We start from the raw sequence: 13,594 nt of genomic DNA, 5'->3' as shown, positions 1-13,594 counted from the left end.
ATCATCCCAGCCGTTTCTGCCACTCGCCTTCATAACCTGCGGGCTCGAATCCAAGTGCAATATTTATGGCCAGCATATGTTGGTTTTCGTTGGCATTCCACGTCAACACCGACCGCGCGGACGGCCACTTTTCATGGGCGCGCTTCAGGTTTGCCACTTTGATCAGCATGCCCAGGCGATGTCCGCGGTGTTCCGGGATGACCAACGTGTCCTGCTGCACGATGGAGTCCGGCACGCCGGCACGCCAGTTCAGCACCGTGTAGGCCACAAGTTGCCCTGAGGCCCGGTGGCGGGCGGCCGTCACAGCTGACTGGACACCGCTCCGGACCAGTCGGTTTTCCTCTTCCCGGACCCTGGCGGCGTCCCAGTCTTCACCCTCCCAGTTCATTCCGGCGATGGGTACCTCAGTGGTCATCGTGGCTTTCAGGCCGGCATAGGCCTGCACCAGGTCCTCCGGGCAACTGTCGTCCCAGCCCGTGATGGTGTAGTCCGCTGCCCGGGCGGAGGCCTCGTCTTCAAGCCGCTTCAGCAATTCCGGCGGAACGGGGAGGGCGAGGCGGCTGGACCGTTCCACCTGCTCCAGCTCATAGCCGGCGGCAACAGCAAAGGCCACGGCGGGCTCATCAAGCGGCAGGCCGCCGGCCCCGGATTTCGCGGGGAGGAGGGCGGCTTCCCCGGCGGTCCCCAGCGGCACTTCGTGGTAGGCGTCAAGGGATGTGCGCCCGCGTTTACGGGCGACTGCTTCTGCATGCTTAAGTAGCGCACTGCCAAGGCCTTGCCGGCGGTGGGCAGGCGTGATCAGGACATCTATTCCTGCGGTATGGGTGTTCTCGCGCAAAGGGAGTGTCACCGAGCACATGCCCACGGTGGCGGCGCCGACCTTGGCCAGGTAAAGTTGCCGTTCTTCATAGGCATTGCCCTGCCAATACTCCGCAGCTTCCTGCAGCGTGTCGCAGCGGTCCAGGTTGCCCCAAACGGCGAGCTCGTGCTCCACCCGCAGGGCGTGGCACTCCTTGAATTCCCCCGTGACCTGGCGCGCGCCGGTTTCGCTGCCACGCTTCAGGACCGCCACTGCGCTTATCACCAGCGCGGCGGTCTTTTCAGGGGACGGTTGCACCTCCGGTTCGGCCACTTCTACAGCTTAGGCAAGGATGCACCGTGTGCGTTATGTTCCCGGGCTTAAACCCAAACCGCCCGGCATGTGCCGGGCGGTTTGGGTTTGCAGCGGAAGGATCCGCTGCGGGGCTTCGAACGAGGGTTTAGGCCTCGGTCAGAACCTTGGTGACGTTGGGGTCAACGGAGATGCCGGGACCGAACGTGGTGGCAACCGTGGCCTTCTGGATGTAGCGGCCCTTGGAAGCGGACGGCTTCAGGCGAAGCACCTCTTCCAGTGCTGCTGCGTAGTTTTCAGCCAGCTTGATGGCGTCGAAGGACACCTTGCCGATGATGAAGTGCAGGTTGGAGTGCTTGTCGACGCGGAAGTCGATCTTTCCACCCTTGATGTCGTTGACGGCCTTGGTGACGTCGGGGGTCACGGTGCCCGTCTTCGGGTTCGGCATCAGGTTACGCGGGCCGAGGACCTTACCGAGGCGGCCAACCTTGCCCATGAGGTCAGGGGTGGCGACGGCAGCGTCGAAGTCGGTCCAGCCGGCTGCGATCTTTTCGATCAGGTCGTCGGAACCAACGAAGTCGGCGCCGGCAGCGATTGCTGCTTCAGCCTTGTCACCCGTGGCGAAAACCAGGACGCGGGCAGTCTTACCGGTGCCGTGGGGCAGGTTGACGGTGCCGCGGACCATCTGGTCAGCCTTGCGGGGATCGACGCCGAGGCGGAATGCAACCTCAACGGTGGCGTCGAACTTGGACGGGTTGGTGTCCTTGGCGAGGGTTACGGCCTCGAACGGCGCGTAGAACTTCTCCGCGTCGATCTTGGCGGCTGCTGCCTCATATGCTTTGCTGCGCTTTGCCATGCTGCTTGTTTCTCCTTGTGCAGTTGTGGTCTGCGGACCGCGCTGGGCCCTGCCACAGTCGGTGAGCGGGCTCGTTATCCGTGCCCGGTTCCCAACATTGTCGGTTTGTGCCGCTTATACGGCAGTGGTGCCGGTTTCCCGGCGGTGCCGCCCGTCGTCGTGATCGGTTTCCCGAGTCCGGCGTCCGGCAGCGAGGGCATTAACCCTCGACGGTGATACCCATGGAGCGGGCGGTGCCGGCGATGATTTTCGCTGCGCCTTCGAGGCTGGTGGCGTTGAGGTCTTCCATCTTGGTGGAGGCGATCTCGTTGACCTGGGCCTGGGTCAGCTTGGCGACCTTGACGGTGTGCGGGGTTGCTGAACCCTTGGCGACGCCTGCAGCCTTCTTGATGAGCTCTGCAGCCGGCGGGGTCTTGGTGATGAAGGTGAAGGAGCGGTCCTCGTAGACCGTGATTTCCACGGGGATGACGTTTCCGCGCTGGGCTTCCGTTGCAGCGTTGTACGCCTTGCAGAATTCCATGATGTTGACACCGTGCTGGCCAAGCGCAGGACCGATCGGCGGAGCCGGGTTAGCGGCACCTGCCTGGATCTGCAGCTTGATGAGGCCGGTGACCTTCTTCTTGGGAGCCAATGTAGGGTCCTTCTCTCAATAACGTCCTGGGGCACAGGAGCGTGCCTCAGGTTTTTGGCCGCCATGGCGAGGCAGCCGAGCCGTTCCGGTGCTGCTAAAGCAGGCCGCACCGGAACGAATTCTTGGGTTTGTCAGATCTTGGTGACCTGGTTGAACGCCAGGGTAACGGGCGTTTCGCGCTCGAAGATCGATACCAGCACCACGAGGGTCTGGGATTCGACCTTGATCTCGGAGATCGTGGCGGGAAGGGTCTCGAACGGGCCTTCCTTGACGATGACGGACTCTCCGACCTCAAAGTCGACATCCACGGGAGCCTGGTGCTGCTTGTTGACCGGCTTGCCCTTCTCTGCCTGCTCTTCCTCGAAGACGGGGGCGAGCATGGAGAAAACCTCATCCAGGCGCAGCGGCACGGGATTGTGGGCGTTGCCCACGAAACCGGTGACGCCAGGGGTGTGGCGGACGGCGCCCCAGGAGGCATCCGTCAGGTCCATGCGGACCAGGACGTAACCGGGGATGCGGACGCGGTTGATGACCTTGCGCTGGGCGTTCTTGATCTCAACGACTTCTTCCATGGGCACCTGGATTTCGAAGATGTAATCTTCCATGTCCAGGGTCTGGATGCGGGTCTCAAGGTTGGCCTTCACGCGGTTTTCGTAACCGGCGTAGGAGTGGATGACGTACCAGTCGCCTTCCTGGCGGCGCAGCTTGGCCTTGAACTCCTCGGCGGGATCGACGTCGGCCTTTGCGGCGGCAGCGGCAAGGACGTCGCCGGACTCTTCCCCGGAGCCGGCGTCGTCCGCTTCTGCGTCGTCGTCGTACTCGGCGTCTTCTTCAGACTCGGCGTCGCTGGCTTCGGGCGCGGAGGAATCAACCTCAGACTCGTCACCGGCTTCTGCCGTGATGTCCGCGGACTCTTCCAGCTCAGTCTCGGTTACCTCGAGCTCCTGCTCAGACACTTGGTCTCCTGCTTCCTCATTGCCTAACATGCCTATTTAAATGGCTCAATTCCGCACACCGGTGTTCCCCTCCGGTTTCCCGGATGGAACACACGGCCTGCGGACGGTTCAGCCCTAGCTGTCCGTGGGGACGCTACCGCCGAAGATCCAGCTGACAGCGGTTCCAAAACCGAGGTCCAGCAGGCTGACGATGATCATCATGATGCCGACGAACACCAGCACCACGAGCGTGTAGTTGATCAGTTCCTTGCGGGTGGGTGCAACAACCTTCTTCAGTTCGCCGATGATCTGGCGGATGAAAAGTGCAATGCGGGCGAAGAAGTTTGCCTTGGCGTCCTTCTTAGCTGGGCGGCCCTTGGAGCTGCTGGCAGCTGTTTCGGTCACCTGGTCCTCGCTCATCTTTGCAATGGTGGATTACCCGGCCCTGATCAGAACCATGGTTGCTGCGCTTGCCCCGGATTTTCGCCCGGGGCAGCTTGCGCAGGGCAGACAGGACTCGAACCTGCAACCTGCGGTTTTGGAGACCGCTGCGCTACCAATTGCGCCACTACCCTATGGAGTGATTCCCACGCTCAGACAACGAACCACCTGTTTGCACTGGGGCGCACGTCATCATCTGTGTTTTCAACACCGGTGAACCAGTCTACGCAACAACTTCGCGTTCGTAAAACCAGCCCGCCCCGGCCCTTCCCGCAGGCCGGTGATGACCCCGACTGGCAGGCAGTCACAATCAAAACCGGCAACCCGGAGGGTCCGGTGAACAGCATAGAGTAGATCACGTCGAATCCCACATTCCAGCCTCCGGGCTGCAAGCGAAGAACGGACCTGCCATGTCTGCCGCCCGCGTTTCCCAACGCATTTCCGCTATTGCCGAATCCGCCACCCTTGCCGTTGACGCCAAGGCGAAGGCGCTGAAGGCGGCAGGCCGGCCGGTTATTGGTTTTGGCGCAGGCGAACCCGACTTTCCCACTCCGGACTACATCGTCCAGGCCGCCATTGAAGCGGCAGGCCAGCCCAAGTACCACCGCTACTCCCCCGCAGGCGGGCTGCCCGAGCTGAAAAAGGCCATTGCGGAGAAGACCCTCCGGGACTCCGGCTACGCAGTGGACGCGTCCCAGGTCCTGGTCACCAACGGCGGCAAGCAGGCCGTCTACAACACTTTCGCCACCCTGGTTGACCCGGGCGATGAGGTCATTGTGCCCACCCCTTTCTGGACCACGTACCCTGAGGCGATCCGCCTCGCCGGCGGCGTGCCGGTGGAGGTCTTCGCCGGGCCCGAGCAGGACTACCTGGTAACCGTGGAGCAGCTTGAGGCAGCCCTTACCGACAGGACCAAGATCCTGCTGTTCGTCTCGCCGTCGAACCCCACCGGGTCTGTCTACTCCCCCGGGCAGGTGGCGGCGATCGGCAAGTGGGCCGCGGCCAAGGGCCTCTGGGTTGTCACCGATGAGATTTACGAGCACCTGACCTATGACGGCGTTCCGTTCACCTCCATCGCCACCGCCGCCCCTGACCTGGGCGACAAGGTGGTCATCCTCAACGGCGTGGCCAAGACCTACGCCATGACCGGCTGGCGCGTCGGCTGGATGATCGGCCCGGCAGATGTCATCAAGGCGGCCACCAACCTGCAGTCCCACGCCACGTCCAACGTCTCCAACATCCCCCAGGTGGCTGCCCTTGCCGCCGTCTCCGGGCCGCTGACCGCCGTGGACGAGATGAAGGTTGCGTTTGACCGCCGGCGCAAGGCGATCGTGGCCGGTTTGAACGCGATTGAGGGTGTGGAGTGCCCGGCGCCGAAGGGTGCCTTCTACGTCTACGCGGACGTGCGTGCGCTGCTGGGCAAGGAGTTCCCGACGGCGTCCGGCACCGCCACGCCGCAGACCTCCGCCGAGCTGGCTGCCCTGATCCTGGATGAGGTTGAGGTAGCGGTGGTCCCGGGCGAGGCTTTCGGGCCTTCCGGCTACCTGCGCCTCTCCTACGCCCTCGGTGACGAGGATCTTGCCACCGGCGTGCAGCGCCTGCAGGACTTCCTGGGCAAGGCCCAGTAGGACGCTCTCTCACTTACCGCAGGAAAATCCGGGATGCTCTATCACTTCCTCAAGGGAAGTGATAGAGCATCCCGGTTTAAGGCGCATCAAGTGAGAGAGCGTGCCGGCTTAAGGCGCATCAAGTGAGAGAGCGCTGGGGGAAAACGTGCTTTAGGTGGGAGAGGGTCTCTGGCTAGAGGAGGCGGCGCTCCGCGGCCCACTTGGTCAGTTCGTGCCGGCTGGACAGCTGGAGCTTGCGGAGGACGGCGGAAACGTGGGTTTCCACTGTCTTGATGCTGATGAACAACTCTTTTGCCACTTCCTTGTAGCTGTAGCCGCGCGCGATGAGGCGCATAACCTCCAGTTCCCGGGCCGAGAGCCTGTCCAGTTCATCGTCCGCGATGTCCGCCGGAGCGGTGCCAAAAGCGTCCAGCACGAAGCCTGCAAGCCGTGGCGAGAAGACGGCGTCCCCGCCGGCCACACGGTACACGGCATCGGTGATCTCCGCCCCTGAAATGGTCTTGGTGACGTAGCCGCGCGCTCCCGCCCGGATCACCGCCACAACGTCCTCTGCCGCGTCCGAGACGCTCAGGGCAAGGAACCTGGTGGTGGACAGCAAGGCGACTGAGCCGGCGATGACTTCGCGGCCCCCGCCACCGAGGCCTCCGGGCAGGTGGACGTCCAACAGCACCACGTCCGGGCGTTCCCGGGCGATCACCGCTATGGCCTGCTCCACGGTGGCCGCCTCCCCCACCACCTGGATGCTGGGGTCGAGGTCCGCTTTCAAGCCCGAGCGGAAAATCGCGTGGTCGTCCACAATGACCACCCTGGCGGTCCGGGCAGGTCCGGTACCGGCTTCCTGCGTTGCATTCATGGTTTGCCTTCCGTGCTGTCCTGCGTGGCGGCCGGGTATCCCAGCCGCACCTCGGTGCCTTCATTGGTGCTGGAGATGGTGGCCGTGCCACCGTGGCGGTTCATTCGGCCGATGATGGATTCCCGGACACCGAGCCGGTCCTCCGGCACGTCCTGCAGCTCGAAGCCCGGGCCCCGGTCCTTGATGAAGACCTCGGCATGGTCAGCGGACGCCTCCAGGTACACCGAGACGGCTCCGCCGCCGTGGCGGGAGGCGTTCAGCATCGCTTCCCGACTGGCCTGGATCAGTGCCTCATGGCCCTCGGTGACGGCGGTGTCTCCCACGCTGACCACCTCGACGGCGTTGCCCAGCAGGTCTTCCACTTCGGCAGCTGCGGCCTTGATCCGGTCCGACAACTGCCCGGCATCCTTGCCCGGGTCCTCAAACAGCCAGCCCCTCAACTCCCGCTCCTGGGCACGGGCCAGCCGGACGACGTCGTGCTCATTGGTAGCCCGCCGCTGGATAAGTGCCAAGGTCTGCAGCACGGAGTCGTGCAGGTGGGCGGCGATTTCTGCCCGCTCAGTTTCCCGGATCCGGCCGGCGCGCTCCGCTTCCAGGTCGCGCCAGAACTTCAGCGCCCAAGGAAGCAGAACCAGCACCACCCCGCCGAGGACAGCCACGGAGGCGAGCAGCGCCAGCCACGTCTGCTCCCAGGATCCCGATCCCGACACCATCACCAGAACGCCTGCAACCACCAGGGCCAGGCCTGCAGCGAGCCGTGCCCAACCGCCGGCCTGATCCGCCTTCGTCTTGTCCACCAGCCCCGCCCGCCGGGTCTCGTCCAACTGCATCCACGCGATGGACGCCCCACCCAGAACTGCCGCCGCCGGAATCAGCGTGCCCAGCGGAACGTCCACGCCCAGGAGCTGGGCCACCAGGATGCCTGCAACCAGGAGCAACCCGACGCCGAGCAGGATCTCCTTGCCATACCGCATGTCACGGAACCTGAACCAGGGCGCGGCAACCTCAGAAGCATGTCCTCCAGCGTGCCCCGCTGCGCTGCCACGGGCATCAGGACCGACAACTGTTGAGCCGCTGCCGCCGTCGAGCACTCCGGGCGGCACCGCGCCAAATCCACCAGGGGCGGCTCCGGTCCCGGCTGCCGCCGCCGTCCGGGGAACGGCAGCCTGCGCCGGCTCATGACTTACGGCCGGGGCAATCGGCGACGCCGGACGGCGCGCCTGGCGCCTTGCGCTTTCATCCGCGGTGGGCACCATGATCCACAGCCAGGCGTAGAAGACGACGCCGGCGCCACCGGCCAGTGAAGCCAGGAGCATCACCACCCGCACGTTCCGGACCGGCCAGCCCAGATGGACAGCAAGGCCGGAGCACACACCCGCCAGAAAGCGGTCGCTGCGGCGGACCAGCGGGGGGCGGACGGGGACGGTTGTCATGGATCAATCCAAGCACGGATCAGGGTTTCCCGGACCGCGTTCGGGCCGGAGCCGGGGGCCGCTCAGGGCCTGTTCAGGGTGTCCCCCAGTAGAGCCAGACCAGCGCGGGCGGAAGGATCGAGGTATGAACTCGCAAACCCCCACCCCAGATGACGGCCAGCATACGGAGCCCCTCCCCCAGCGGGAAAAAGACCAGACCACGGAGCCCCTGCTGCCGCCCGCTTCCCCAACCGCGTCGGACGAGAACCCGGCGCAGGACCCCTCCCGGGAATCCACGCAGGGCTCTCCGGCGCAGGAGACCGCCGGCGGGACCTACGCCGGGCCGTCGGCTGGACCCTACGCCAATCAAAGCGGCCCACACCAGACCGGCAGCTACGCCTACGCCGGTATGCCCGGCCAGCAGACTGACTTCTTCGGCTGGGTCCGCAGCCACGGAGTCATGCGCGGCCAGGACCGCTGGATCGGCGGTGTTTCCAGCGGCATTGCCCAGCGGATGGGCATCGACCCGCTGATCGTCCGCGGCGTCTTCATCGTCCTCACCCTCTTCGCCGGCATTGGTGTGCTCGTCTACGGCCTGGCATGGGCCTTCCTGCCCGAGCCCGATGGCCGGATCCATGTCCAGGAAGCCGGCTCCGGCCGTTGGACCAGCGGCATGACCGGTTCCCTGATCGCCACCATCCTCGGCTTCGGCGGACTGGGCGGCGGCTTCTGGGGCTGGGGCGACCACGGCTTCGGCGCCTTCCTCTGGACCGTTTTCTGGGTGGGCGGCGCCATCTACCTGATTTACTACCTGGCCCAGCGAAACAAGGCAGCGGTTGGGACACCGGCAGGCGCAACCTACCCCGGTTCCACGCCCTACTCCGGGACCAACGCCTACTCCACAGCAACCTCTGCAGGGACTACGCCCCCTTACTCAGACGTAGCAGGCACAGGTCCTTTCACCGGCAGCCCTTACGGTGGAACCGGGGCCGGCAGTGGATGGAACAACGGCGGCACGGGCGGCACGCGGCAGCCGCAGGGCAACCCGCCGGCACCCCGCGTACGTCCGCCAGGACCCGGTGCCCCCGCCGTCGCAATCGCCGCAGGCACAGCCCTGATCGTGGGTGCGGGACTCAAGGCGCTGGATGTCACCAACGTCATCGACCTGGGCGACTCCACCAACGCCATCGCCTGGGCCAGCGCAGCTGCGGTCCTGGGCCTCGGGATCCTCATCCTGGGCCTGCGCGGAAGGACGTCCGGCATCCTCTCGTTCTTCGCGGTGGCGGCCCTGATCATCGGCGGGATCTTCAACGTGGTGGGCAACAACGGCGACCGGGTCCGGTTCCAGCAGGTTGACTGGACGCCCACCAGCATCGAACAGGCCACCGAAGGGCTGAACATCACGGCAGGACGCGGCACGGTCGACCTTACCGAACTGGCCCTGGCCACCCCGCTCCAGTCCGAAGTCCTGGTCCCGCTGGACTTCACGGCCAGCAACGTCACGGTGGTCATTCCCGACACCGTGCCCGTGGACATCAGGGCCGACATGACGCTCGGCAACCTCACCGAAGGCGGAAGCCAGCGCGGCGGAACCACCACACGGGAAAGCAGCTACAACACCGACAAGCCCGGCAGCCACCTGGTGATCCAGATCGACGGCACCGTCAGCAACGTCATCATCAAGGAAGGTAACTGACATGAGCAGCCAAACTCCGGACCCATACGCTCCGGGAAGCACGACGGCGGCAGGCACCGAATCTGCCCCTCCTCCGGGAGCGCGGGTGGGAACCGTGGTGTGGGGCCTGATAGTCCTGGCCCTCGCCGCCCTGATCATCATCGCGCAGCTGGGCATCATCACCCTCAACGGGACCTACGTCCTGATCGGACTGATGATCGGCGCCGGCGCGGCCCTGGTGATTGGCGGGCTCCTCTCCGCACGGAAACGTGACAACAGTCCTGCAACACGGAAGTCTTGAGCCATGGAAAAGTTCTTCAGCATCGTCAGGGGCCTTGGCCTGAAACGCGGACCGGAGCGCTGGCTGGGAGGAGTGCTGGGAGGCGTCGCGGCAAAGCTCAACGTGGATGTGGCCTATGTCCGGATCGCCTTCCTGCTCTTCTGCCTGCTCCCCGGCCCGGCTGTCATCTTCTACCTCCTGGCCTGGGTAGTCCTGCCGGACCAGCGGAACGTCATCCCGCTTCAGACGTTCCTTGACCGGCGGTCCATCAACCGCCGCTGAGACTGCGGGCACAAAGGCCCCCGCCCCTTTGGGAAGCGGGGGCCTTCGTGCTGGGGCGCAACTGGCCATTGCGAGGGAGCAGGGCCTTATGTAACCGGTTTGTGTCGTACCCCACACCCCCCACTAGACTCTATGTGAGCTCAGCGTGGCGCTCTGCCTGTACACCTTCTCCCAGGATTTGAGCCAGAGACATGAAAATTGGAATTCTCACCAGCGGTGGCGACTGCCCCGGACTGAACGCCGTGATCCGCGGAGCCGTCCTCAAAGGCATCGCCATCCACGGTCACGAATTCGTCGGTTTCCTCGACGGCTGGCGCGGTGTGGTCGAGGGCGACATTATCGATATCCCCCGCACCATGGTCCGCGGCATTGCCAAGCAGGGCGGGACCATCCTGGGCACCTCACGCACCAACCCGTTCGAGAACGGCGGCGGCCCCGAGGTCATCAAAGCCCACATGGACCGGCTGGGCATCGACGCGATCATCGCGATCGGCGGTGAGGGAACCCTGGCCGCTGCCAAGCGCCTCACCGACGCCGGCCTGAAAATCGTCGGTGTTCCCAAGACCGTGGACAACGACCTCGACGCCACCGACTACACCTTCGGTTTCGATACCGCCGTCCAGATCGCCACTGAAGCGATCGACAGACTCCGGACCACCGGCGAGTCCCACCACCGCTGCATGATCGCTGAAGTGATGGGCCGACACGTGGGCTGGATCGCCCTGCACGCCGGCATGGCCGCCGGCGCCCACGCCATTCTCATTCCTGAGCAGAAAGTCAGCATCGAGCAGATCACCGAATGGGTCAAGGAAGCCCACGCCCGCGGCCGCGCTCCCCTGGTGGTGGTGGCCGAGGGTTTCGTTCCCGCGCACATGGAAACCCCGCACTCCGAACGCGGCCTGGACACATTCGGCCGGCCCCGCCTTGGTGGCATCGCAGACCAGCTCGCCCCGGAACTAGAAGCCCGGACCGGCATCGAAACCCGCGCCACCATCCTCGGACACATCCAGCGCGGCGGCGTACCGTCGGCCTTCGACCGTGTCCTGGCCACCCGGCTGGGCATGGCCGCCATCGATTCCGTGGTGGAAGGCTACTGGGGAACCATGGTGGCGCTGAAGGGAACGGACATCGAGCACGTCGGGTTCCAGGAAGCCCTGGGGCAACTCAAGACCGTTCCTCAAAGGCGCTACGACGAAGCCGCCGTCCTCTTCGGCTAAGGCGTTTCCCCCAGCCACGGTGTCCTGTCCGGCCGGACTCCCTGCCCGGCCTAGGCTGGGAGTATGACACTTGACCCCGGTTCTGCCGCCATCATCCAGCTTGCCTGGGCCCGGCGCCTGGGACTCGACGACGACGCTTTCGGAACTGCCCTGACGTCCGGGGAACGGATTGTCCGGGCTGACGAATCGGTGAAGACCGTGGAGTTTGTACGGCTCTTTGGCAGTTCGGCACTCGTTGGTCCGCAGTGGGTCATTGACGCCGCTGCGGGCATCCCGGATGAGGAGATGGCCCAGCACGTCACACTCCTGACGCTGACCCGGTCCCATGGTGGCCACGGCCTGGGTGCCGCCGCGCTGTTCTTTGCGGACGACCTTCCCCTGAAGCAGCCTTCTGACGAGATGACCGTTTCGCACGGAAACCCGGAGGCGATCGAACTGGAGGGCCGCTGCCCGCCGGACGACGTCAACGAGGTTGGCCTTTCGGACCTGGAAAACCGCTACACGATCGTCCGGGATATTAACGGGCGCCGTGTACCCCTTGCCTGTGGCGCCTACTCCGAGTGGGTGGGCCTGCTGGCCCACCTGGGTGTGCTGGTGGATCCGGAATGGCGGCGCCGCGGGCTAGGTTCACTCGCCGCGTCCATCGCGGCCCACGAGGCACTGTCCGCCGGGCTGACGCTGCAGTGGCGGACAGATGTCAGCAACACCGGCTCCCTGGCGCTGGCCCGGAAGCTCGGCCTCTCAGCCGGCGGAATCCAGACCAGCGTCCACCTTGGCTGACGGGGCAGACCCGCCGCCGCCCCAACCCTGAACCGGCTGGGGTTTGGCAAAGAACAGTGCCACGACCGCCCCGGCCAGAACCACACCGGCGGGCAGCAGGATGGACTGGGCCATCGCCGTCGAGAATCCGCTGTGGAGCGCCTCCGGCAAGCCGCCGGACAAGGCCATGCCCTCCCCCGCAGCCGCGCCGGGCAAGCCGGATTGAAGCTCGGCTGCCAGCCGGGACTGGATCAGCACCGCGATGGCTGCGCTGCCCAGGACGGCCCCGAACTGCCGGGTGGTGTTGTAAACCCCGGACCCTGCACCGGCCTGCCGGGGCGGAAGGTTGCGCGTGGCGGTGGTGCTCAGGGGCGCCCAGATTCCTGCGTTGGCAAAGCCCAGGACGGCACTGGGCAGCAGGAACATCAGGATAGGGGTGTCCGGCCGCATCAGGACTGCATTCCATGCCAGGGCCACCGCCATCAGGGTCAGCCCGCCGGCAGCCAGGTACTTGGGGTTCACCCGGTCCACTATCTTCCCGATCACCGGTGCCAGCCCGCCTGAAATCAGCGCCATCGGCACCATGAGGAGGGCGGACTGGGTTGGGGTCAGGCCGCGGACCATCTGGTAGTAGAAAATCAGCGGCAGGCCGAAGGAGGTCACCGTGAAACCCACCATGGTGATGCCAATGTTGGCGAGGGAGAAGTTCCGGTCCCGGAACAGCCCCAGCGGCAGGAGCGGCTCGCCCTTGTTGTAGCGCTGCCACACCACGAACGCCGTCAGCACGGCAAGCCCGGCGATGATAAGTCCCCACACACTAACGGGCCCCGTTATGGTGCCCCAGTTGTAGGTTTCGCCTTCCTGGATGCCGAACACCAGAAGGAAGAGTCCGACGGCGCTGAGCACCACGCCGGGGATGTCGAACCGGTGGGGGTGGGTACTGAGGGCCGGGACGTTCCGCCAGGCGAGGACGAAACCTGCGATGCCCACCGGCACGTTGATGAAGAAGATCCATTCCCAGCCCAGGGCGTCCACCAGGACGCCGCCGAGGATGGGGCCGACAAGGGTTGCGACGCCGGCGGTGGCTCCCCAGATGGCCATGGCGGCGCCCCGCCGGTCCGGCGGGAAGATCCGCGTGATCACGGCCATGGTCTGCGGCGTCATGATGGCTGCGCCGAGGCCCTGGAGCACCCGCGCGGCGATCAGGGTCTGCACGTCACCGGACAACCCGCACCACAACGAGGCCAGGGTGAACACCACCAAACCCAGGAGGTAAAGCTTTTTGGGCCCGAACCTGTCACCGAGCCTGCCGGTTATCAGCAGCGGGACGGCGTAGGCGAGGAGGTAGGCACTGGTCACCCAGATGACCGAGTTGATGTCCGCGCCGAGCCCCTCCATGATCCGGGGGTTGGCCACGGACACGATGGTGCTGTCGATCAGGATCATAAAAAACCCGATCACCAGGGACCAAAGGGCCGGCCACGGCCTTGCTACGTTTTCCACTGGGTCATCCT

Annotated in this window: 14 protein-coding genes and 1 tRNA gene; 6 read left to right on the top strand and 9 right to left on the bottom strand. The window is 65.2% G+C overall.

What is annotated here, in order from left to right; genetic code table 11:
* Position 1: 1 nt before the first annotated feature.
* The 6 genes from AC5RVN_RS00800 to AC5RVN_RS00775 form a co-directional block, all read right to left on the bottom strand.
* Positions 2-1,132, bottom strand: coding sequence for a GNAT family N-acetyltransferase (locus AC5RVN_RS00800; RefSeq protein WP_494136795.1), 1,131 nt, complete (start codon positions 1,130-1,132; stop codon positions 2-4).
* 127 nt (positions 1,133-1,259) lie between these two features.
* Positions 1,260-1,967: a 50S ribosomal protein L1 gene (gene rplA / locus AC5RVN_RS00795; RefSeq protein ID WP_163161877.1), complete on the bottom strand. Its 708-nt coding sequence runs from the start codon at positions 1,965-1,967 to the stop codon at positions 1,260-1,262.
* A 199-nt stretch (positions 1,968-2,166) separates the two neighbouring features.
* Complete coding sequence (gene rplK, locus AC5RVN_RS00790) at positions 2,167-2,598, bottom strand: 50S ribosomal protein L11 (protein WP_003803853.1); 432 nt, start codon at positions 2,596-2,598, stop codon at positions 2,167-2,169.
* Positions 2,599-2,729: 131 nt separating this feature from the next.
* Positions 2,730-3,554, bottom strand: coding sequence for a transcription termination/antitermination protein NusG (gene nusG, locus AC5RVN_RS00785; RefSeq protein WP_494041972.1), 825 nt, complete (start codon positions 3,552-3,554; stop codon positions 2,730-2,732).
* Between the two features lie 114 nt (positions 3,555-3,668).
* Positions 3,669-3,953: a preprotein translocase subunit SecE gene (gene secE, locus AC5RVN_RS00780; protein WP_104042553.1), complete on the bottom strand. Its 285-nt coding sequence runs from the start codon at positions 3,951-3,953 to the stop codon at positions 3,669-3,671.
* Positions 3,954-4,035: 82 nt separating this feature from the next.
* Positions 4,036-4,108: transfer RNA gene (locus tag AC5RVN_RS00775), tRNA-Trp, on the bottom strand.
* A gap of 276 nt (positions 4,109-4,384) precedes the next feature.
* Between AC5RVN_RS00775 and AC5RVN_RS00770 the strand changes: the two genes are divergently transcribed.
* Positions 4,385-5,602, top strand: a complete 1,218-nt coding sequence (locus AC5RVN_RS00770) for a pyridoxal phosphate-dependent aminotransferase (RefSeq protein WP_494105531.1) — start codon at positions 4,385-4,387, stop codon at positions 5,600-5,602.
* Between the two features lie 172 nt (positions 5,603-5,774).
* Here the strand turns inward: AC5RVN_RS00770 and AC5RVN_RS00765 are convergent, their stop codons facing one another.
* Positions 5,775-6,455: a LuxR C-terminal-related transcriptional regulator gene (locus tag AC5RVN_RS00765; RefSeq protein ID WP_494136794.1), complete on the bottom strand. Its 681-nt coding sequence runs from the start codon at positions 6,453-6,455 to the stop codon at positions 5,775-5,777.
* Positions 6,452-7,888 carry an ATP-binding protein gene (locus AC5RVN_RS00760; protein ID WP_494136793.1) on the bottom strand — a complete coding sequence of 479 codons (1,437 nt, stop codon included), beginning with the start codon at positions 7,886-7,888 and terminating at the stop codon, positions 6,452-6,454. Before AC5RVN_RS00760 ends, AC5RVN_RS00765 begins: the two co-directional genes overlap by 4 nt.
* A gap of 124 nt (positions 7,889-8,012) precedes the next feature.
* On the opposite strand from AC5RVN_RS00760, the gene AC5RVN_RS00755 reads away from it, so the two are divergent.
* The 5 genes from AC5RVN_RS00755 to AC5RVN_RS00735 all read left to right on the top strand — a co-directional run bounded on the left by AC5RVN_RS00755 (position 8,013) and on the right by AC5RVN_RS00735 (position 12,101).
* Entirely contained in the window at positions 8,013-9,563 is a 1,551-nt protein-coding gene (locus AC5RVN_RS00755) for a PspC domain-containing protein (protein WP_494136792.1), read from the top strand.
* Between the two features lies 1 nt (position 9,564).
* Positions 9,565-9,843: a hypothetical protein gene (locus AC5RVN_RS00750; protein ID WP_494136791.1), complete on the top strand. Its 279-nt coding sequence runs from the start codon at positions 9,565-9,567 to the stop codon at positions 9,841-9,843.
* A gap of 3 nt (positions 9,844-9,846) precedes the next feature.
* Positions 9,847-10,104: a PspC domain-containing protein gene (locus AC5RVN_RS00745; RefSeq protein ID WP_494041978.1), complete on the top strand. Its 258-nt coding sequence runs from the start codon at positions 9,847-9,849 to the stop codon at positions 10,102-10,104.
* Positions 10,105-10,295: 191 nt separating this feature from the next.
* On the top strand, positions 10,296-11,321 hold the full coding sequence (locus AC5RVN_RS00740) for an ATP-dependent 6-phosphofructokinase (protein ID WP_494041979.1): 1,026 nt from the start codon (positions 10,296-10,298) through the stop codon (positions 11,319-11,321).
* A gap of 63 nt (positions 11,322-11,384) precedes the next feature.
* Positions 11,385-12,101, top strand: coding sequence for a GNAT family N-acetyltransferase (locus AC5RVN_RS00735; protein WP_494105537.1), 717 nt, complete (start codon positions 11,385-11,387; stop codon positions 12,099-12,101).
* On the opposite strand, the gene AC5RVN_RS00730 is transcribed toward AC5RVN_RS00735, so the two are convergent.
* Positions 12,063-13,583, bottom strand: coding sequence for a DHA2 family efflux MFS transporter permease subunit (locus AC5RVN_RS00730; RefSeq protein WP_494136790.1), 1,521 nt, complete (start codon positions 13,581-13,583; stop codon positions 12,063-12,065). The genes AC5RVN_RS00735 and AC5RVN_RS00730 overlap by 39 nt on opposite strands.
* Positions 13,584-13,594: the final 11 nt, after the last annotated feature.

This window comes from Arthrobacter sp. sptzw32, assembly GCF_059089735.1.
Note: the sequence above shows the minus strand (reverse complement) of the source record. Positions and strands in the feature narration are given on the sequence as shown.

Coding starts and splice junctions, on each gene's coding strand:
- rplA (WP_163161877.1), bottom strand. CDS start 1,967: ATGGCAAAGCGCAGCAAAGCATATGAGGCAGCAGCCGCCAAGATCGAC.
- secE (WP_104042553.1), bottom strand. CDS start 3,953: ATGAGCGAGGACCAGGTGACCGAAACAGCTGCCAGCAGCTCCAAGGGC.
- AC5RVN_RS00770 (WP_494105531.1), top strand. CDS start 4,385: ATGTCTGCCGCCCGCGTTTCCCAACGCATTTCCGCTATTGCCGAATCC.
- AC5RVN_RS00765 (WP_494136794.1), bottom strand. CDS start 6,455: ATGAATGCAACGCAGGAAGCCGGTACCGGACCTGCCCGGACCGCCAGG.
- AC5RVN_RS00760 (WP_494136793.1), bottom strand. CDS start 7,888: ATGACAACCGTCCCCGTCCGCCCCCCGCTGGTCCGCCGCAGCGACCGC.
- AC5RVN_RS00755 (WP_494136792.1), top strand. CDS start 8,013: ATGAACTCGCAAACCCCCACCCCAGATGACGGCCAGCATACGGAGCCC.
- AC5RVN_RS00750 (WP_494136791.1), top strand. CDS start 9,565: ATGAGCAGCCAAACTCCGGACCCATACGCTCCGGGAAGCACGACGGCG.
- AC5RVN_RS00745 (WP_494041978.1), top strand. CDS start 9,847: ATGGAAAAGTTCTTCAGCATCGTCAGGGGCCTTGGCCTGAAACGCGGA.
- AC5RVN_RS00740 (WP_494041979.1), top strand. CDS start 10,296: ATGAAAATTGGAATTCTCACCAGCGGTGGCGACTGCCCCGGACTGAAC.
- AC5RVN_RS00735 (WP_494105537.1), top strand. CDS start 11,385: ATGACACTTGACCCCGGTTCTGCCGCCATCATCCAGCTTGCCTGGGCC.